At 39.1% G+C, this 20,495-nt stretch carries 18 protein-coding genes; all 18 read right to left on the bottom strand.

Features of this window, described 5'->3' with window-relative positions:
• Positions 1–2 precede the first annotated feature (2 nt).
• Positions 3–1,007: a DUF6625 family protein gene (locus JMF81_RS13050; protein WP_201311875.1), complete on the bottom strand. Its 1,005-nt coding sequence runs from the start codon at positions 1,005–1,007 to the stop codon at positions 3–5.
• Entirely contained in the window at positions 1,007–1,888 is an 882-nt protein-coding gene (locus JMF81_RS13055; protein ID WP_201311876.1) for a glycosyltransferase family 2 protein, read from the bottom strand. Before JMF81_RS13055 ends, JMF81_RS13050 begins: the two co-directional genes overlap by 1 nt.
• A gap of 38 nt (positions 1,889–1,926) precedes the next feature.
• Positions 1,927–2,934 (bottom strand): glycosyltransferase family 2 protein, encoded by a 1,008-nt coding sequence (locus tag JMF81_RS13060; RefSeq protein WP_201311877.1) that lies wholly within the window; start codon positions 2,932–2,934, stop codon positions 1,927–1,929.
• Positions 2,934–3,476 (bottom strand): acyltransferase, encoded by a 543-nt coding sequence (locus JMF81_RS13065; RefSeq protein ID WP_243282663.1) that lies wholly within the window; start codon positions 3,474–3,476, stop codon positions 2,934–2,936. The genes JMF81_RS13060 and JMF81_RS13065 overlap by 1 nt, the downstream gene beginning before the upstream one ends.
• A 140-nt stretch (positions 3,477–3,616) precedes the next feature.
• On the bottom strand, positions 3,617–4,204 hold the full coding sequence (locus JMF81_RS13070) for a serine O-acetyltransferase (RefSeq protein ID WP_201311878.1): 588 nt from the start codon (positions 4,202–4,204) through the stop codon (positions 3,617–3,619).
• A gap of 9 nt (positions 4,205–4,213) precedes the next feature.
• Positions 4,214–5,326: a glycosyltransferase gene (locus JMF81_RS13075; RefSeq protein ID WP_201311879.1), complete on the bottom strand. Its 1,113-nt coding sequence runs from the start codon at positions 5,324–5,326 to the stop codon at positions 4,214–4,216.
• Positions 5,323–6,309, bottom strand: coding sequence for a glycosyltransferase (locus JMF81_RS13080; protein ID WP_201311880.1), 987 nt, complete (start codon positions 6,307–6,309; stop codon positions 5,323–5,325). Before JMF81_RS13080 ends, JMF81_RS13075 begins: the two co-directional genes overlap by 4 nt.
• A gap of 11 nt (positions 6,310–6,320) precedes the next feature.
• On the bottom strand, positions 6,321–7,208 hold the full coding sequence (locus JMF81_RS13085; protein WP_201311881.1) for a glycosyltransferase family 2 protein: 888 nt from the start codon (positions 7,206–7,208) through the stop codon (positions 6,321–6,323).
• A gap of 2 nt (positions 7,209–7,210) precedes the next feature.
• Positions 7,211–8,272 (bottom strand): glycosyltransferase family 1 protein, encoded by a 1,062-nt coding sequence (locus tag JMF81_RS13090; RefSeq protein WP_279323897.1) that lies wholly within the window; start codon positions 8,270–8,272, stop codon positions 7,211–7,213.
• A gap of 42 nt (positions 8,273–8,314) precedes the next feature.
• Entirely contained in the window at positions 8,315–9,409 is a 1,095-nt protein-coding gene (locus JMF81_RS13095; protein ID WP_201311883.1) for an EpsG family protein, read from the bottom strand.
• 16 nt (positions 9,410–9,425) lie between these two features.
• Entirely contained in the window at positions 9,426–10,553 is a 1,128-nt protein-coding gene (locus JMF81_RS13100; RefSeq protein WP_201311884.1) for a glycosyltransferase family 4 protein, read from the bottom strand.
• Positions 10,550–12,046 (bottom strand): sugar transferase, encoded by a 1,497-nt coding sequence (locus JMF81_RS16995; protein ID WP_201311885.1) that lies wholly within the window; start codon positions 12,044–12,046, stop codon positions 10,550–10,552. Before JMF81_RS16995 ends, JMF81_RS13100 begins: the two co-directional genes overlap by 4 nt.
• Before the next feature lie 12 nt (positions 12,047–12,058).
• On the bottom strand, positions 12,059–13,918 hold the full coding sequence (locus tag JMF81_RS13110) for a polysaccharide biosynthesis protein (protein ID WP_201311886.1): 1,860 nt from the start codon (positions 13,916–13,918) through the stop codon (positions 12,059–12,061).
• A gap of 23 nt (positions 13,919–13,941) precedes the next feature.
• Positions 13,942–14,916 carry an SDR family oxidoreductase gene (locus JMF81_RS13115; RefSeq protein WP_201311887.1) on the bottom strand — a complete coding sequence of 325 codons (975 nt, stop codon included), beginning with the start codon at positions 14,914–14,916 and terminating at the stop codon, positions 13,942–13,944.
• 323 nt (positions 14,917–15,239) lie between these two features.
• Positions 15,240–16,673, bottom strand: a complete 1,434-nt coding sequence (purB, locus tag JMF81_RS13120; RefSeq protein WP_201311888.1) for an adenylosuccinate lyase — start codon at positions 16,671–16,673, stop codon at positions 15,240–15,242.
• Positions 16,674–16,682: 9 nt separating this feature from the next.
• Positions 16,683–18,110 carry an amidophosphoribosyltransferase gene (gene purF / locus JMF81_RS13125; protein WP_201311889.1) on the bottom strand — a complete coding sequence of 476 codons (1,428 nt, stop codon included), beginning with the start codon at positions 18,108–18,110 and terminating at the stop codon, positions 16,683–16,685.
• Between the two features lie 17 nt (positions 18,111–18,127).
• Positions 18,128–18,832, bottom strand: coding sequence for a phosphoribosylaminoimidazolesuccinocarboxamide synthase (purC, locus tag JMF81_RS13130; RefSeq protein WP_201311890.1), 705 nt, complete (start codon positions 18,830–18,832; stop codon positions 18,128–18,130).
• A gap of 101 nt (positions 18,833–18,933) precedes the next feature.
• A complete protein-coding gene (locus JMF81_RS13135; protein WP_201311891.1) occupies positions 18,934–20,139 on the bottom strand; it encodes a glycoside hydrolase family 3 protein in 1,206 nt (401 codons plus the stop codon).
• Positions 20,140–20,495: the final 356 nt, after the last annotated feature.

Consider the following 20,495-nt stretch of genomic DNA (forward strand, 5'->3'; position numbering starts at 1 on the left):
CCTTATTTCCCAGATACTAATGATCTAAACTTATGTCGTACCGGTCCGCTTTTTTCAATCAACCAATATCGTGCATTCGCATATTCCCATTTGATACGTTTCTTATTTATAATCTTTTTACGTAATGCCTTCTTTATTTGCTGTTCTGCTTGATTCGAACTTAATGAAATAAAACAATCTGGAAGACATACAAATTCGTCCTCATTATTCAGCATACTCATATTCATATCACGTTTTTGGAAATGTACATATGCTACTTCTTCTTTTTTCAATTGCCCTCTGATTTTTTTAACAGAATAAACATGTCCACTTTTAATCATGGCAATCACCGGCTGTTTGGAAATAATTTCCTTTCTCTTCTCAGGTTTAGTAGCAGTTATTTTTTGAGTCACCTGTTTTAATTGATCATCATACGGATAAATATCAAGAAATTTATCCCAAAGTTTTATTTTAAAGCCATTTGAAAGTAATATATGATGGATGCTCGGATATCCCCATTCATCAAAAATACAAATAGCGTCTGTAGAAAATACCTCTTTATATCTAACAAGTCCTTGATAGCTTTTTCTAAAAGCTTCTCTCATTTCTTTATTATTTCTACAAATAGATAAATGACCTAAATAACCTATTTTATCGTAACTCTCCAGTAAGTCATCTGGCAAAAACTTTCTTAAATCTCCAAATAGCAAATCTATATCGCAATATCCCCAAAAGTCATATCCTTTAATAAATTCTTCGAAAATATATCCATATGCAGGTTTATAATCACACAATTTATACGGTTTTTCCAAGTTAATTGCAAAATCAAATTTTTTTTGAATCTTTTTTCGTAACTCCGAAAAACTTATCAAGACACGTCTGACATTTCCCGGATATTGAAACTCATCATCAATATCAGTAAAAATAATCCAATCTATGGTTTCGTTTTGCCCGCATGAATTTAAAAACAACTGAAAATAATTCGGAAATTTACCAAAATACGGAATTATCAATACTATTTTTTTCATTACTTTCTCCTATGCTTTAATCCAAAACATATTTTTATCAAAAACATCTCTAATATTGATGCATTTATAAAAGTTACAATATCTCTCCACTGATAAGTTTCTCTCAAATCAGAATAAAATGAATAGTATACTTTTAATCGTTTCATATAAGAATAGTCAAGCTGCTGCATCATCTCATTTAACCAAAGTCCATATCCTCTCGGATTCTCAATAAGAGTACGAAGTATTGAATTGGTTAACCCATCTTCTTGATGCTCACGCATATAAATCACATCATTAAAACAGCGAATTTGATATCCATCCTGCGCCATCCTATTCCAGGCAACTGCTTCCGTAATGAAGGATTCCCCTTCAAATTCAGGATATTTATATTTCTTATGTACTTCTGTATAAAGTACCCAAGGTCGATCATGTCCAATAAATAATCCCGTTTCTGCATATCTATTCAGAAATGTTGCATCTATATACTCCCCTTTGAATAACGGATTTGTAGCTTTTCCTGTCATATCTCCATCACTGCCTGCTAATCCACAAAATTTCTTATCCTTTGGAAGTGCCTTTTCCCAGCGATCAATCTTCTCCAAAGCATCATTCGTTAAAATATCATCTGAATCCACTGTGAAAAATAATTCTCCCCTTGCTAAATCCAAAGCCCTGTTAATTTCTCTCTGCTTTCCACTGTTTTCAAAATAATAATATCGAATAGAAAATTCTTTTTTTTCTTTACTCCATTTTTCAACTAGCTTTTTAGTATCATCCTCTGAACCGTCATCAATAATAAGCCATTCAAAATCAGTAAATGTCTGTCTCTTGAGAGATTCATATAGTTTTCCCAGTATATATTCCCGATTATAAGTTGGAGTAAAAACCGTGATTCTCATAATCTGTCCCTTTCCATATTTCTCAAATTTTTAAAATTTTATTCCACTAAATATTTTTTATCTATACCCGTTATATGTGCATATATCCTATGTATAAAGCCATAACTCCATGGCCAAATTGAGACCCACAATGCGGCTAATTTATCCTTTTTACTACAAACAGCATTCCGTAAAATTTGCGGCATCCTATTTTTAAGCATTTCTCGAACCTCTTGCTGAATAATAAGAAACTCTTTTTTGTGCTTCATATTCATAGAAGATATATTTACTAATTGATACGCTAATCTTTTTAATACTATATCCTGCAATTCTTTTTCACAAACGCTCTCAGATTCTATATACATTAACACTTTAATAGGATCCATAAGTTTTTGTACACTCAATGCTGCTCCTGTGGCAGAATTACCTCTTATCATATAATGATATGGACACCAATCTTCGTATATAGCATTGTTACTTTCTTTAAAAAGAAAATAATTCATTAATAGGTCCTCATTATATTTAATTTTTAAATCCATCAAATCCTTTTTCAATAATTCATAAAAAAGTTTTTTATGAAAAACCTTATTCCATAGTCCAGGTTCAACAAACTCACCTGATATCAAATCCTTCAGGCCTGTTATATTGTTTTGCTGTATCAGGCGTCCTGTATTATAATAATAATCAACCCTTTTGGGAAAGACCATCTGATAGCCACAATGTGAAATATCTGCGTGGTACTTTATAGCATTAGCTAACAGTCTCTCATACATATCAGCCTCTATTTGATCATCTCCATCTACAAAACCAATATACTCTCCCGTTGCCACACGAATTCCCGCTAATCTGGCAGATGTCACTCCCCCATTCTCTTTTTGGATTAATTTAATCCTTTTGTCCTTATTCTTATATAACTTAATCACTTCCACTGTTTCGTCAGTAGAACCATCATCTACGACAATCACTTCTATATCTTTTAAAGTTTGTGCGAGAACGCTTTCTAAACATTTCCCTACATATGAAGCGATATTGTACGCCGGTATAACAATTGAAACTTCTACTTTCATTAATCAATATACCCTATCTTTCCCTTTAAATCATTTTTTTGCTGGATCCTTTTTTCCATTGAAACATTCTGCCTCAATGTATATTCCTCTCCATAACATGGTGACTCTTTCATGCGGCTGCGTTCTTTTTCCAGATAATCATCCAGAGTACAAAGAAATCTTGCCGGTGATCCAGTATAAACACTATTATCAGGGACATCATGTGTCACCGTACTATTTGCACCAATGATCACATTATCTCCTATCGTTACACCCGGAAGAATCACACTCTCAGCTCCTATAAACACATTGTCTCCTATCGTTACACGACCAATCTTTGTATAATTCAAAAATTGTTTCGTACTGGCATCATGGCATAGTACATGAACTCTAGGAGCTATCGTAACATTGTTTCCTATCTCTATCAGCCAACAATGCGATGGATCCAAAATAACTCCCTGCAATCTTTTAAAATTCTTTCCTACTTTCATTCCCATTTGTACCAATCTCTCAGTAGTACACTCTCCACGAAAACGATATAATATTTCTTTTATATACTTCACAATTATCTTTCCTTTACGTTATAAGATTGTTTTACATCTTGTTTAAATCCTCTCTCATACGGATATCGTCTTTCCTTATAAAAAATGAATTTGTTGCCTTTTTTAATACTTTTTTGCAATTACATACTGGTATTATAACATCAATATATACTACTTTTATTTCTCTTCTTTCTCTTCAAAAAACGTGCTGAACCACCAACAACAACTGTATCAGCTGGGACATCTTTGACCACAACAGCCCCGGCACCAATTTGGGCTCGATCACCAATATGTATGCCTCCGATAACGACTGCACCAGTATAGACTGTAACATCATCTCCAATAATTGGTATATCATTTCCATTAATTTCTTTTCCTCTTCCCAATGTTACATTCTGGTATATAGAAAAATTCTTGCCTATTGATTTTGCAAAAACAATTGTAGAATATCCATGATAAATGCGCATTCCACCTCCAATTCCATTCACTACATCAATTCCCAATCCAAACATAGGTGGAAAAAGTAGTTTTGAAATTTTAGTTAGCAATGGATAATCTTTCACAGTTCTAGCATAAAATATATTTCGAAAGCAATTCCCTTTATAATATAAAGCTCGATGTAATCCCAAGTAAGTTGATGGCTGATTAATTTTTTTTAAATCTTCGTTTATCAGTCCGTTATCACTCATCCTGAAATACATTAAAAAAGCAGGAATACTTCTTATTAGATTTAAATAGCATAGCAACATAATATTCTCCTATTTCAGAGAAAACAACATATTTTCTACGGCTTTTACTGTTTTCTCTGTACTGAACATTTTTCCTCGTACAACTGCCTGTTTTCTATAATATTCTAATAAAGAATCATCATCCATGAGACTTTTGATTCCTTGGTATAGTGCTTTGTCATCATTTTCTGTAATTAACCCATATGTATTATTCCCAAGCATTTCCTTCATTCCGGATACTTCGACAGTACAAACAGGTGTGCCCACAACCAAGGCCTCCGTCGCTGCTGTTGAAAATCCTTCTGCAAAACTGGCACATACAAACAAATCGCTTTTAGAAACAAACTTATATGGATTTGTCTGATATCCTAAAAGGATAAACCTCTTTTCCATACCATTTTCTTTAGCGTCACGCTTTAATGCTGTGAACTCCGGACCCTCTCCTAAAATATAGACATTAACATTATAACCTTCCTCTAACAGTTTCTTTTGAATACGGAAAAGGCGATCAAACCCTTTACTCTTTAACAGTTTTCCAACACCAATAATATTAAATGTATCAGCCCGAAAAAGATTATTCTCTACATTTTCTTTTGATAATTCTATTATTTTTTCTGTTTCATTCGTATTATACAAAACCTCTACAGGTTTTTGTATAGACAATAACGATGTAAAATCACTTTTCACCGTTTCAGATACTGTTATAATTTTATCAAATCTATTGTAACACCCTTCTGCTTCCCTTTTTGAGCGAAATGATGCCGCTGCTCTGTCTGTTGTTTTCTGTTCGATGTGTATCCAACAAACTAATTTTGTATTATTATCTCTGCATCCACTGATTACTCTTGCAGACGGTCCTTCGAGATAAGCAACTTCTATATCATAATGTTCTTTTATTAACCAATTATGTAATTGTTCTGGTGTCAGTACTTTCATCATTTTTGAATTTCCAGGCGGCATTTTGGAAAAACAACTTTTATACGTAACATGCGGTGCTAAAAACTGCCGATTGACTCCCACGTCAAATAAAGTCATCACCGTTATATCAAACTTTTTGGGATTCATGTTATTGACTAAATTCACTAAGACTTTTTCAGCCCCGCCATGCCCTAAATCATGAATAAGAAAAAGAACTTTCGTCATCGTCTTTCCTTTCTTTTTAATGGAGGTAAGTTCTGATATTCCTTACTTTTTGTATAATTTTTTGCGTCTTTCACAGCTTGTTTTTTTGCTGTAAAGGCTTTCGTATCTAACTTTCCAATAATCAATCTAAACACATTATAAAACCCTTTACAAAAAAAGTAATAATGAATTGCCATTATATCTATAATCTTCTTCAATCCGTTATCTTCACTATAAATGAAACGATGCCAAAAAACATACCTGTTAAATTCCATTGCGTATGCAATATCAGATAATACCCGCCTGGATGTCTTTGCATCCAAATGTTCATATACTGCATTTGTTACCACAATCGTCTTTATTCCTTTCATTTTGGCCTTATAGAACATTGTTTGATCATCAAGCGATGCATAACCATGCATTTCTAACCACTTTTCTTCTTCCAAGTGGATTTCTTTTACTGCTTTTACTTCACAGAAAAAGCATGTCCAAGGCAACGAATCTGCATACAAATATTCTTTCTTTCTGGTATTAATCTTTCGATAATAAGAATATCCAGATGTAGATAAGATAGAAATATAATTTTTGTCTTTTCTCAATTTAGGAACTTCTGCGCCTGTTACTGCACGGAAAAAACTCTGTACTCCGGGTTTAGGCAAATAAGACAACAATGGTCCGGCAGATAATCTGGCATATCCTTTTTTCACTGGTTCATATAATTTCTGGACAAAATCTGATCCAAAATATACATCATCATCACAAACAAGAGCATATTTGGTTTTGCACTGTTGGAGACCATAAAGTCTCTGTGTAACCATTCCTTTTTTAGAATAACAGAACCTCTCCCATCCCAGCTGTTCTTTTGGTAAATCATATCCTTCCGGAAGAACTACAATAACTTCCTTCGGGCGGGGAGCAAGCATAGAAATAGAATCCAGCAATTTCTGATATTTCTCTCCAGCCTTTCCCATAGTTCGTATTACAACTGAATAATCAATCTTCATATATTTCTCCACTATAAATTTCTGTTCTTAAATCCAATGTATTTATATAACAACCATCCTGCCGGGAACATAATCGCAGTTATAAATGATTTGGGAGATTCTTTTATATAATGCTTATTTCCTGCAATCAAATTACTCGCGACATAATGAACACAAGCAGTGAATATCTTTTTTCGTGAACTCGGATAAGTCATATCAAGTTTTCTTAAAAATGCGAAGCCATTTGGATTCATCCAATATTGTTTCCACATCGTATTCGTTGATCCATCTGCTTGATACTCCACATCACACAAAACTTCATCCAAAACGCGGAGTTTATACTCTTGATCGCACAGCAGATACTTATACGACAATGCAACATACTTTTCTCCCTCAAACACAGGATATGGCGGATATTTTTTCATTACATCTGTACGGTAAACCAGCTTTTTGTCTCCCGCACCTCCTGCAGCATAATATTCACCTAAAGTAGTCTCCTTTAATCCTTCTGGGAAACCCTTTCCAATGATTTCACCGGTATTTAAATCATCATCTAGTCCGATTATACCAGCGTATCCCTTATCCCGTATACGGTTCCATTCATCCTTTATTTTTCTAACAGCCCCCAAAGCCATACAATCATCTGAATCAATACAGACATTTAACTCTGTATAAATATTCTCATATGCAGTATTATGGGCAGTATGCATTCCACCGTTTTCTTTATAAATGTATTGAATTTCAAATCCATTATCACGATTTTTCCATTCGTCTACCAATTTTTTCGTATCATCTGTTGAACCATCATCAACAATCAGCCAGATGAAATCCTTGCAGTCCTGCTGGCAAAGACTTTTATATGTCCGTGGCAGCGTATGTGCTCTATTATAGGCTGGTGTAAATACTGTTAATAAAACCATTTCTATCTTTTCGAACTCCTAACATAAAAATCTTCCAAATTCTGTGCTGCAGATGTAATATCATATCCAGAATCTTTAATCTCCTGGTCATGACTTTTTCTTGGAAGCAATGACTGTTGCATAATAATTTCCGCCCATTCTGACGGTTTATCTTCCAATTTACAATAACGCACCAAATCTTTAGTTACTACACATTCATCTGGTACTGTCTCTGAAATCACGCAATGCAATCCTGATGTCTGCGCTTCTATCATCGTCAAAGGAAGCCCCTCATATAAAGAAGGAAGGACAAATACATCCATAGCCTGCATTAAATCATTTACATCTGAACGGGCTCCTGTAAATATTACTTTATTATAAAGTCCCATTTCCTTAGCCTTCTCTTCTATTTTTTCTTGCTCTTCCCCTTCTCCTACTAAAAGTAATCTGACATTTGGATTTATCTCTTCACATTCCTTGAAAATTTTAAGCAAAAATCCATGATTTTTCTGTGGATTAAATCGACCAACATGACCTATTACAATTGAATCCTCTACTTGAAGCTTCTTCCGTACCTGCTTTGCCCGTTCTGGAGAATAACGATACTTTTCGCTGTCAATTGCATTTTTTAACAGTGAATACGAATGACCTCTAAACATCCAATCACCTGCTTCTTTTCCGCAGGCAAAGAAATCTGTAGCAAACTCAGGAATAAATCTCATATAATATAGTTTTACTATATATTTCCAATTTTTATCCTGATTGCTATTATGGCTATGGGCGATTCTCACAGGGATTCCACATTTTTGAGCGCACTCCAATGCTACAGAACTCAAACAATCTTGGTGAACATGCACAATTCTATATTCCGGATGTTCCTTGAAAAAGGCGCAGAGTTTTTTTCGGTATAATTTACTCCATGGTATAAGGCGTGAAATATGATATATTTTCCCGCCCAGAGCCTGTATTTCCTGATCATAATCTGATTCATAATCACGATGTACCAGAAAATCAAATTGTACCTTGTTTCGATCTATATGGCGGTAATAATTCATCAACATTGTCTCCAATCCGCCTCGCCGCATATTTGTAACTATTTGAAGTACTCTTATCAACTTTTACTCCTTTCACCCCAGATTCCAAGTAACATGCATCTGAAAATAATAAAATAATAAATAACATCCAATTAATACAAGATATATTAATCTTGCCGAATTCTTTGTAAAACAATGTTCTATTAACCACGGAAGTAAAATATAATTATATAATGAAAAATATATTGGAATTCTTCCAAGAAAAATTCCACTGGTAAAAGCTGAAAGCAAATACGTTAATGCCGTAATTAATGCCATATTTGCCGCCAAATTTATTACTGGATGATTTTCCCTGTCTATTCTGCGTTTTAATACTAAAGATAATATTGCAGGTATAGAATATACCAGCACCCTTTGTAGACTTGTACCCTCTGTACTTAAATACTGATCTACTTCTCCGCTATACTGAGTATTTTCCATAATTCCTGTTACCAAATCAGTAAATTGTTCCAAAGAGGCAATTGCTATAATAACTGCGATCATCAATAACATTGTTTTCCTATTCCATGCTCGTCCCTGAACAATAAATACCATTGGAATCATAAGCAAAGCTGAGGCATGAATTGTAGATAAAATTAATGTTAACATTATAAAAGGTATATATTTTTTCTTTAATATTAATCCAGTACAGGCAAATAAAATGGCAACCGGAATAAACTGACGTATCCCATTATAAGTCCATTGAATATACTCTCCTGAAGCAATAAAAAGGAAAACAGAGATAATAAAATTACATGAATATTTTCTATAAGTTAATACAACACATAATATACAAATTGCTGCAATTATTGTAAAATACACTACATCTTTGTTTCCTATAATTGATTTTATCACTACGGAAAGTACTGCGAATCCTTTATCCCTCATATCATCAGTAATATAGCCCGGAATTGCAGAAATCGAAGAAGGCATATTTAAAAAACTTTCTCTGTATACATATGTATCACCAATATTATCGCCTCTTGTTCCTGCTAAATATATAAGCGGTATTGCAACAAATAATGCAGGTGCTAATTTATATCTTGTCTCGATTTGACCAAAAGAGTTTACTCCCTCTATCATATTAGCTGAACCAGCTAATACTCCTACAACTATCAGCAAAACAAACAACTGCCACTGAAATATCACTTACTCACACCTCCCTTTACATTATCTGCTGATACAATTCTGCCATTTTGTCTACTATTTCTTCCGTTCTATACTGTTGTATCTTATTAAGATTATATCGCCTGATTCCATCTAAACGATCTCGATTCTTCTCCATTTTTTCAATTCCTTTAGCAAATCCATCCACATTTGTCGGCTTTATCAGATATCCTCCCTTTTTTCGATCGATAAGATCGCTGTTCCCTCTGATGTTAGACGCAATAACAGGAAGTCCACATGCCATGGCTTCCATCATTGCCACCGGCAGTCCCTCCTGTAATGATGGAAATACAAATACATCACATGCATTGTAGATTTCCGGAATATCTTTTCTAAATCCTAATAAAAAAATCTGATCATTCAGACCATATTCTTTTATTAAATCTTTGAGTTCATTCTCCAGAGCCCCACAGCCGCAAATGAAGTATTTAATTTTTCTATTTTCTAATTGATGTAATGCTTCAATTACAACCCTGTGATTTTTTCTCCTACTTAACTCTCCTACAGATACCAGAGCGAATTCATCATCTGAGATATTTAATTCCTTTCTCTTCTCTTCCCTTATTCCAGGCAATACAGAAAATCGATTCAAATCGATTCCTACACCCGGAATATATTCAAGACGCTTCATATGAAATGATTTCGCTCTTCCATAATCTTCTTTATTAATAGTAATCAGCAGATCTGTAAATCTTGATAAAAACTTTTCCGCCGGGTAATATAACAGCCAGTTTGCCAATGGAGCCCCTTTGTAAAAATGAAATCCATGTGCCATATAAATAACTTTCGTTCCGTTTCTTCTTTCTGACACTGCGGCAAGTCTGGCAACTGCCGCCCCTACCGGGGTATGACAATAAACAATATCAAATTTTTCTTTTTCTATTAGCTTTTTCATGCTGCGGTAAGCTTCTATGTTCTGTATTTTCAGAGGGAAACGTGCGAAGTCCGTTTCATGGAAATAATCACAGTACGGTATTTCGCATGTTTCATCTGCATCAAAATCATCTTTCGCGCATACATGCGTTTCCCATCCCTGATCATGAAACCATTTCAACATAGGAATATGAAAAACATTAATATGCATTTTTACTACTGTTGCCACAAAGAGCACTTTTTTTCTTGTCATTTCACTTTCTCCGTTAATTTTATGGTTTCATAGAAATCCTCTACAGCATTTGCTTTCTTTAATGGGCATCGATATACCAGATTTCCAAACACTTTTTCTATCAAAGGCATTTTGATTTTTTGAATCAGTGCATTAAATACCGGGATAAATAAAATCTTTTTCCCATGCACTTCCGCAATTGCCTTCACCATATCCGCTGTACAGACATATTTCTGGTTCTGAGGATAATATATTCCGGCTCGTTCTTCATCAATCAGCCATTGGATATAATCACACAGATTATCAATAAATATCATGCTCCTCTTATTTTTAACCGATGGAAAAACAGGTGTTTTCAACGCCAGTTTCCTCAGAAGCTGATAGTTACCTTTACATCCGTTCCCATAAACCATTGGCGGCCGAATGATGCATACCCGGAAATTTTCCCCGTTCATTTTCATTAAGTTTCTGTCTGCCTGTAATTTTGATTTTCCATAATTGGTTGTTGGTTCTTTTTTAGAATGCGGTGTAATAATTCCTGTTACTTTCCCAAATACGCTCATGGAGCTCATGAAAATAAACTGTGATACGCCTTCTTTTCTGGCTTTTCTTGCAGCCTGAAGCGGCATATCCCGATTTACCCGGTAATATAATTTTCGATTTTCGGATGTTTCCTTCTGATGTGCTATTCCGGCAACAAAAAATACACAGGAATCTTTTTCAAAACGGAATTCTTTGAAACCAGTTTTTTGAATATCAATTGTTATTATCTGATATTTCCTTTCATTCTTCAACAGCCAGTTTTCGACCGATGTCCCAATATAACTGTTTTCTCCCAGTATGTATATCTTTTTCCCGTCTGCGTCTCCACTGCAGCGGATTCCTGTATCACGTTCTGCCTCTGCTGCCATTTCCATCGCTCCGGTTCCGCCTTCTACGACTCCTTCGCTCTTTAATACAGATTTAACGCTTCCCAGCAGGCATCTTACATCCATGAGGAATCCGATGTGCTGTGCATAATATCCATCCAGTTCTGCTTTTACAGGAATTTCCAGTTCGTCTCTCCCATGAATCTGAGCCCATCCTGAGATTCCCGGTTTCACGTCATTTGCCCCATATTTATCTCTCTCTTCAATCAGGTCATACTGATTCCAGAGGGCTGGCCGTGGCCCTATGATCGACATATCCCCGTTGATCAGAACATTATGTAAGATCTGCGGCAGTTCATCCAGGCTGGTTTTCCGAAGAAATTTTCCCATCCTGGTAATGTAAGCATCTGGATCTTTCAGCAGATGCGTCGGCATATCTTTTGGCGTATCAGTCCGCATGGTTCGGAATTTATAAATATAAAAATGTGTTTTATGAATTCCCACCCGCTTCTGCTTAAAATAAACCGGTCCTTTGGAATCCAGTTTGATCAGCACAGCGATGATAAGGAATACTGGCCACAGAAATATCATAGCGCCTCCGCAGCATATGATATCCAGCCATCGTTTGATTACTTTCTGATACATACTTCTTTTCTCCTAATGTCCATTAATTGTATATTCCGGCACCAGTTCTTTTACAATATCCCGGATATTCGGGTCTTCTGAGAATGCTGCTGTTTCCAGTCTTCTGATGTCTTCGATAAATTTCTCTTCATCCAGCGGAATCGGCTGTCCGATAAAGATTCGTTTGTTCGGTGTTTCTTTCTTGTTATCTTCATCAATCAGCAGTTCTTCATACAGCTTCTCTCCCGGTCGTAATCCGGTAAATTTAATCTCAATATCTTCTCCCGGCGTCAGTCCTGACAGACGAATCATGTTTTCCGCAAGATCCAGGATTTTCACCGGCTCACCCATATCCAGAATGAAGATTTCTCCTCCTTTGGCGTAGGCCCCGGCCTGAAGCACCAGGCTGACAGCTTCCGGTATAGTCATAAAGTACCGGATAATCTCCGGATGAGTGACTGTAACCGGTCCGCCTTCCTGAATCTGTTTCCGGAACAGCGGCACAACGCTTCCGTTGCTTCCCAAAACATTTCCAAAACGTACCGCTACATATTCCGTATCAGAGTGCTGATTGAAGGTCTGGATGACCATCTCGCAGATTCGTTTGGACGCACCCATGATATTGGTCGGTCTCACGGCCTTATCCGTAGAAATCAGTACCATACGTTTTGTTCCTACAGCGCTGGCTTCTTTTGCCACGTTGATAGTTCCAAATACATTATTCTTAATAGCATCACATGGACTGTTTTCCATCAAAGGTACATGTTTATGAGCAGCCGCATGGAATACAATCTCCGGACGGTATTTTGCGAAAATATTGCGGATTCTCTGGCGGTTCTGTACAGAAACAATGAGAACCATCACATCCAATTCCGGATAGTGACGTTTCAACTCCATCTGAAGTTCGTAGGCATTATTCTCGTAATTATCCAGAATCAACAGGGATTCCGGATGATAGTTGGCAATCTGACGGCACAGCTCACTTCCGATGGAGCCTCCGCCTCCGGTTACCATAACCTTATGACCTTCCACATACTGCATAATATCCGGAAGATCTGTTTTAACCGGTTCTCTTCCCAGCAGGTCTTCAATCTGAACATCCCTCAGCATGGATACTTTGACCTCACTGTTGATCAGCTGATACATACCCGGAAGCATGCTGAGCTTGCATCCTGTCTGTTTGCATATATTTAAGATTTCTTTCCGGTCATGAGCCTCTATTGTCGGCACGGCAAGAATGATTTCTTTGATTCCAAATCTTACGGCATACTGCAGAATCTTATGCCGTCCACCTACCACAGGAACCCCATTTAAGAAAGTTCCCCATTTTTTGGAATCATCGTCGATGATACAGCAGACTTCTTTGTCCACGAACTGGCTGTTCTTGATCTCATTTAAGATCATATTTCCGGCTTCTCCGGCTCCGATCAGCATAACGGCAGTCGGCTGTTTGTCCACTTTCTGCAGCGGAATCTTTCTGCCTCCCCGCAGCACCCGGATCAGAATTCTTGGCATTACGACGATCAGTCCTGCCCATCCGATATAAAGGATGATATAACTTCTCGGAATCGGCCATGCCAGCAGATGCATTCCAATAAACTGAAATGCACTGGCCACTAGAACCGCTTTTACCACATTAAAGAAGTCCATCACGCTGGCGAATCTCCATAGAATCGCATACAGACGGTAGGCTGCGAAGATAAATAAACTGCAGAATGTATTTAAGACTGCATACCGCAGCAAAGTGTCTACAAAGTATGGTTCCACCGTTGACGGCTGAAATTCAAACCGTGTCAAAATTGCCAGAGCTGATGCCAGCTGAAGTCCCACAATATCACAAAGAAGCAGGACAATGGCTGACCTTTTTCTCATGAATTTTTCTTTTATCTTCATTTTCTTTTCCTCTGCGTTTCTTTCTACAAGTTCTCTTTATACCAGTCGATGGCCAGTTTTAATCCGGTTTCGAAGTCATAGTCCGGATCGTATCCCAGCTTTTCTTTGGCTTTCGTGATGTCCGCGTTAGAGAACTTGATATCACCCTGACGCTCCGGACCGAATTCCGGTTTGGTATCAAGGTTCAGAGTTTCGCATAATACATCGTATACATGAAGAAGGCTTTCTTCTGCGCCGTATGCGATGTTGAAGGCCTCTCCGGCACATTCCTCCGGTGCCTGGCAGGCTTTTAAGTTGGCTTCTACCACATTTTCTACAAAGGTAAAGTCTCTTGTCTGCTTTCCGTCACCATTGATCTTCGGCGCTTTGCCTTCCAGCAGGATTTTGATGAATTTTGGAATGACGGCTGCGTAAGCTCCTCCCGGATCCTGGCGTCTTCCAAATACATTAAAGTAACGCAGGCCGCAGGTCGGCAGGCCATACAGATTTGTATACAGACGTCCGTATTCTTCACAGGTTTTCTTATGAAGGGCGTATGGTGACAGAACCTGTGCTTCATATCCTTCTTTGTTCGGAATCACATCACAGTCGCCATATACAGCGGAGCTGGATGCGTAGATGAAACGTTTCACACCCTGGCGTCTGGCTGCCTCCATCATATGTAAGGTTCCCTGGGCGTTGACCGCGTCATACTCCAGCGGATTTTCAATGCTGCCTGGCACACTTCCAAGAGCTGCCTCATGAAGGACATAATCAACTCCTTCGCAGGCCTTCATACATGTATCGAAATCCCGAATGTCTCCTTCAATGAATTTGAAATCCGGGTGGGTCATAAATTCTTCCATATTTTCCATCTTTCCGGTGGAAAGGTTATCAAGACAGACGACCGGATATCCCAGCCCTAAGATTGCTTCACAAAGATTAGATCCGATAAACCCTGCTCCCCCTGTCACAAGGAATCTGGTTCCTTCTGAAAATTTCATTGTCTGGTACCCCATATTTTTATCTCCTTTTTTCTTTTCACTTCTTCACACTCTGCCCCAAATAGGCATATTAAGTTTATTATATCACCTTTTTTCTCATTTCTGAATTCCATTCCCGCAATATTTTGTCCATTTATACATCTTTGTGTACTTTTCCAGTATTTACCGCTTGACATTTTTGTATAAAAATGGTATTTCTTTTTAATTTTTCCGTTTTCTTTGATTTTTATCTAATTCCGTTTTTTAACGCATTCTTTGATTTTCTCTCTCTTTCCAAATGAGAAAACAGCCGCAGGGCAGAGTTATCTGCCGGCGGCTGTTTGGGATTTGTTTTCTGTTTATACGTTGATTTCGGCTGTCATTCCAAGGATATCTTTGTTTTCGTCTAAGATCGGCTGTACCACTTCCTGAATGAATTCTTCAGTCTGCTGCGGCGCCCGTCCTACGAAGTTCTTTGGATCCATGATGGATTCCAGCTGTTCCATGGTCATTCCGAAGGCCGGATCGTTGGCGATCCTGCTTAACAGATCGTTTGGTTTTCCTTCTTCTTTTACTACTTTTCCTGCTGCCATGGAGTGCACACGGATTCTCTCATGAAGTTCCTGACGGTCTCCGCCGGCTTTTACCGCATCCATCATGATGTTCTCGGTTGCCATAAATGGCAGTTCGCTCATCAGACGGCTTTCGATGACTTTCGGATATACCACCAGGCCGTCTACTACGTTCAGGTACAGATCCAGGATACCGTCAATGGCAAGGAATCCTTCCGGTACGGATAAACGTTTGTTGGCGGAGTCATCCAGAGTTCTCTCAAACCACTGGGTAGATGCTACCATTGCAGGGTTCATGGCGTCTGCCATCACATAATTTGCCAGGGAAGCGATTCTCTCACTTCTCATTGGATTTCTCTTATATGCCATTGCGGATGACCCGATCTGGTTTTTCTCAAACGGCTCTTCGATTTCTTTCAGGTGCTGAAGCAGACGAATATCGTTGGAGAACTTATGGGCTGACTGGGCAATCTGGCTTAAAACATTGATAACACGGGAGTCGATCTTTCTTGAGTATGTCTGTCCGGATACCGGCTGACACTTGTCAAATCCCATTTTTTCCGCGATCATTCCATCGATCTTCTTGATTTTCTCATGGTCTCCTTCAAACAGCTCCAGGAAGCTTGCCTGGGTTCCTGTCGTTCCTTTGGAACCTAAAAGACGCATGTTTTTGATCACATGATCCAGATCTTCCAAGTCATATACAAGATCCATCAGCCATAAGGAAGCTCTCTTTCCTACGGTTGTCGGCTGTGCCGGCTGGAAATGTGTAAATCCCAAAGTCGGCAGATCTTTGTATTTCATGGCGAACTTGGAAAGTTCGTTCATAACGTTCAGAAGTTTTTTCCGCACTAATTTCAGCGCTTCTGTCATGATGATGATATCTGTGTTGTCGCCTACATAACAGGATGTGGCTCCCAGATGGATAATTCCCTTTGCTTTTGGACATTGTTTTCCGTAAGCGTAAACATGGGACATAACATCATGGCGTACCTGTTTTTCTCTTTCTTTGGCAACTTCATAGTTAATGTCGTCTGCGTGGGCTTTCAGTTCATCGATCTGTTCCTGGGTAATGTCCAGTCCTAATTCTTTCTCTGTTTCTGCCAGCGCGATCCATAATTTTCTCCATGTCTTGAATTTCTTGTCCGGAGAAAAGATATACTGCATTTCTTTGCTGGCATAGCGTTCTGATAATGGGCTCTGATATCTGTCGTTACTCATATTAACTCCTTACTTTTCATAATTGCCACGGATATCCCGTGTTGGCGGTTCCATTGGATATTTTCCTGTGAAGCATCCTTTACAGATCGGCAGTCCCTTGGCCATCTCGGAAAGTCTTTCTTCCTTTAAATAGCCTAAGCTGTCCGCTCCGATGATCTTTCGGATGTCTTCGATGGTTCTGTTATAAGCAATCAGCTGTTCTCTTGCCGGAATATCGGTTCCGAAATAACATGGCCATAAAAATGGCGGAGAGCTGATCCTTACATGGACTTCAGTGGCTCCTGCGTCTCTTAACATAGAAACGATGCGGTCACTGGTTGTGCCTCGTACGATGGAGTCATCAATCATGATGATACGTTTTCCTTCCACCGCTTCTTTGATGACGTTTAATTTAATCTGTACACTAGATTCCCTGCTGCTCTGACCCGGCTTGATGAAGGTTCTTCCTACATAGGCATTTTTCACAAACGCCTTGCCGTAAGGGATTCCGGATTCTCTGGAATATCCCAGAGCGGCTGTGTTTCCGGATTCCGGCACGCCGACTACCATGTCTGCTTCTACCGGTGAATCCTGTGCCAGGAAACGTCCTGCCTGGATCCTGGAGTCATAAACGTCCACGCCATCGATCCGGCTGTCCGGTCTTGCGAAATAAATGTATTCAAAAATACATCTTGCTTCCTGTTCTTTTGGGAGACATTTTTCACAATTGGATTTTATGCCGTCTTTTGTGATGACAACAATCTCTCCCGGTCTTACGTCCCGGACAAATTCTGCGCCGATGGTGTCCAGGGCACAGCTTTCAGACGCAAGGATATAGGCATTGTCCCTCTTTCCGATGCAAAGCGGCTTGAATCCATACGGATCCCTTGCTCCGATCAGTTTTCTTGGGGACATGACGATCAGAGAATAGGCTCCTTTGATCTTGTCCATGGCGTTTGCCACTGCTTTTTCTACACTGTCTACTTTGATTCTTTCTCTTGCGATATGGTACGCAATAACTTCAGAATCGATGGTTGTCTGGAAAATGGCTCCAGTCTGCTCCAGTTCTTCTCTTAATTCCAGAGCGTTGATCAGGTTTCCATTATGGGCTACCCCAAGGATTCCCTTCACATAGTTTAATACCAGAGGCTGGGCATTTTCCCTGGTGCTTTCTCCGGCGGTAGAATAACGGACATGTCCGACTCCGATGTCTCCTTTTAAGCCATCTAAAATCTCCGGAGTGAAGACTTCGTTGCAAAGTCCCATTCCTTTGTGAGTGCAAATGTTGCGTTTCGGCCCGTTGGTGTCTGCTGTGGCAATTCCGCAGCTTTCCTGGCCTCTGTGCTGCAATGCGAATAATCCATAATAAATGGTGGATGCTACGTCATTTCCATCGAAATCGTAAATTCCAAATACTCCGCATTCTTCTCCTAACTTATCAAAGTTCTCTCTGCTCATTGTAATTTTAAGCCTTCCTATAATACTAATCTTCTATATACTTCTTCGTAAGCTGACTCTACATTTCCCATATCATAACGGAATCTGTCTTTGTCCAGCTTTTCATTGGTGTGCATATCCCAGAGACGGCAGGTGTCCGGTGAGATCTCATCGATCAGGATGATCTCTCCTTCATACCGCCCAAATTCAATCTTAAAATCTACCAGCTTGAGATTGGATCTGGCCAGTTCTTCTACCAGTACCTGGTTGATCTGGAATGCATAGTTGGTGATCGTCTCAATTTCTTCATATGTCCCGATTCCTAACGTGAGGGCATAATGTTCATTGATCCATGGATGATTCCGCCTGTCATCTTTAAAATGAAATTCCAGCGTTGGCGGCAGCAGTTCATACCCTTCCGGTATTCCCAGTCTCCTGGTCATGCTTCCCGCCGCAATGTTCCGGACAATGACTTCCATTGGGATGGCTTCCGCCTTCTTGACGACCGTCTCCCGGTCACTGATTTCCTGTACATAATGAGTTGGGATTCCACTTTGTTCTATGATCTTCAGCATGCAGTTGGTCATCCGGTTGTTGACAATGCCTTTATCCTTGATGTTTCCTTTTTTCTTTCCGTCACAGGCAGTGATGTCGTCTTTGTAATCGATGATCAGCAAATCCGGATCGTCTGTCTCGAAGACCTTCTTTGCCTTTCCCTCATACCGCAAGTTTCTTTTTTGCATGATGAAACTCCTTTATTCCTTGACATTTCAAGACTTACTCCTCCTAGATACTACCATATGAAAGAAGAAACTGCAAGGAAGGATTCCCTGCAGTTTCTCTGTTATCCATTGTCTTTTAAAAGATCGGTATCCGGCGGTATCACGCCTCGTTTTAACTTAGTATAAATAATCCGCTCAACGGATTCATCGATTCTGGACTCTTTGATCTCTCCGTTATCCACCGCTTTTTTGACCGCTTTATATGCCTCTGCCAGATCGTCCGGCATTAAGATGACGTCCACTCCTGCCTGCAGCGCCTTAACTGCCGCTTCCCCGGCGGAATAGTCATCGGTAATAGCTTTCATGTTCATGGCGTCTGTCATAACAACGCCGTCAAATTCCAGTTCGTTTCTTAAAATATCAGTTACCACTCTCTTGCTTAAAGTAGAAGGTTCCCTTTCATCGGTTACATTGCTTAACATCAGATGGGATACCATGACTGCATCCACATCGGCGTCAATTCCTGCCTCAAACGGCTTAAAGTCTATTTTACGCAGAGTCTGGATCGTCTGCTCTGCTTCCGCACTGCCCCGGTGGGTGTCTCCCCAGGTCTCTCCGCTGCCTGGAAAATGTTTTAAAACAGCTGAAATCTGCTGTTTCTGCATGCTTGTTACCAAAGTTGAGATGATATCTGATACATCCCCTGCGTCGGATCCGAAACTCCTGTCCCCGATCTCTGTATTGGATTCATTGGTCAGGACATCGGCTACCGGCGCCAGATTCATGTTAAATCCCAGTTTCTTCAGCTGGCTGCTCTGCGTCTTTCCCATCTCCTCCAGCTGATCTTCGTTATAGGTCTCCCCGATCTCTCTGGCGGCCGGATAATGAGTTACTCCCATCTTTTCGTTGGAAGATACACGGGCCACGGAGCCTCCTTCTTCATCCACCGATACAAACAGCGGAATCCTTGACGCATCCTGCAGACCGCTGATCAGTTCCTTTGTCTGACCGGCGTCGGTCATATTTTTGGAAAACAAAACAACGCCGCCCATCTTGTACTGCTTCATGGTCTTCTTCATCTGACTGGTGATCTTCTGCTGATTCTTCGTATCTCCTTCATCCAGCGAGTACAGCGGCACCATAAACAGCTGTCCGATCTTTGTTTCCAGAGACAGGTCTTTTGTGATGTCCTCAGACATTCCCTCTAAAGTTGCTTCGTCCAGGTCTTCCGTCCTGGCCGCTGTCTTCTCTTTCTTGTCCTTGGACTGGCATCCGGCACAGAAAAGCATTATGAAAATTAGAACGAGACTTAAGATTCTTCTCTTCATCCTTTGCGTTCCTTTCTATCAAAAAAATGAATGATGCCTGATCCTGCTGCTTCCGTCTTCACATCATTTGTTAACAGTATATCATTTTTCCAAAAACGTGTCTATGAATCTTCTGTGAATCAAAAAAAGAAAAAGTTCCTGCCCAAGGGCGGCAAGAACTTCCTCTTAAAACCGTACCTGAAATATAAGGCGAACGATACGTCAACCATGTATCATAAGCTATACCGTCCCACACTTCCGCATATCTCTCAGTACATTATATAGTATATACTTTTCTATTTACATTTTCTACTGTTTATTAGAAAAAATACAATTTTTTTTGCATTTTTTTCTTTTTTGCCGAAATATAGGCTGTT

The organism is Anaerostipes butyraticus, assembly GCF_016586355.1.
GTDB lineage: Bacteria > Bacillota > Clostridia > Lachnospirales > Lachnospiraceae > Anaerostipes > Anaerostipes butyraticus.

Bases quoted from the DNA above. Each gene is read 5' to 3' on its own strand.
- purC (WP_201311890.1), bottom strand. From the start codon at position 18,832: ATGCAAAAAAGAAACTTGCGGTATGAGGGAAAGGCAAAGAAGGTCTTC.
- JMF81_RS13090 (WP_279323897.1), bottom strand. From the start codon at position 8,272: ATGCGGCGAGGCGGATTGGAGACAATGTTGATGAATTATTACCGCCAT.
- JMF81_RS13110 (WP_201311886.1), bottom strand. From the start codon at position 13,918: ATGAAGATAAAAGAAAAATTCATGAGAAAAAGGTCAGCCATTGTCCTG.
- JMF81_RS13135 (WP_201311891.1), bottom strand. From the start codon at position 20,139: ATGAAGAGAAGAATCTTAAGTCTCGTTCTAATTTTCATAATGCTTTTC.
- purB (WP_201311888.1), bottom strand. From the start codon at position 16,673: ATGAGTAACGACAGATATCAGAGCCCATTATCAGAACGCTATGCCAGC.
- JMF81_RS13060 (WP_201311877.1), bottom strand. From the start codon at position 2,934: ATGAAAGTAGAAGTTTCAATTGTTATACCGGCGTACAATATCGCTTCA.
- JMF81_RS13115 (WP_201311887.1), bottom strand. From the start codon at position 14,916: ATGGGGTACCAGACAATGAAATTTTCAGAAGGAACCAGATTCCTTGTG.
- JMF81_RS13075 (WP_201311879.1), bottom strand. From the start codon at position 5,326: ATGACGAAAGTTCTTTTTCTTATTCATGATTTAGGGCATGGCGGGGCT.
- JMF81_RS13050 (WP_201311875.1), bottom strand. From the start codon at position 1,007: ATGAAAAAAATAGTATTGATAATTCCGTATTTTGGTAAATTTCCGAAT.
- JMF81_RS16995 (WP_201311885.1), bottom strand. From the start codon at position 12,046: ATGTATCAGAAAGTAATCAAACGATGGCTGGATATCATATGCTGCGGA.
- JMF81_RS13070 (WP_201311878.1), bottom strand. From the start codon at position 4,204: ATGTTGCTATGCTATTTAAATCTAATAAGAAGTATTCCTGCTTTTTTA.
- JMF81_RS13085 (WP_201311881.1), bottom strand. From the start codon at position 7,208: ATGGTTTTATTAACAGTATTTACACCAGCCTATAATAGAGCACATACG.
- JMF81_RS13100 (WP_201311884.1), bottom strand. From the start codon at position 10,553: ATGACAAGAAAAAAAGTGCTCTTTGTGGCAACAGTAGTAAAAATGCAT.
- purF (WP_201311889.1), bottom strand. From the start codon at position 18,110: ATGAGCAGAGAGAACTTTGATAAGTTAGGAGAAGAATGCGGAGTATTT.
- JMF81_RS13055 (WP_201311876.1), bottom strand. From the start codon at position 1,888: ATGAGAATCACGGTTTTTACTCCAACTTATAATCGGGAATATATACTG.
- JMF81_RS13080 (WP_201311880.1), bottom strand. From the start codon at position 6,309: ATGAAGATTGATTATTCAGTTGTAATACGAACTATGGGAAAGGCTGGA.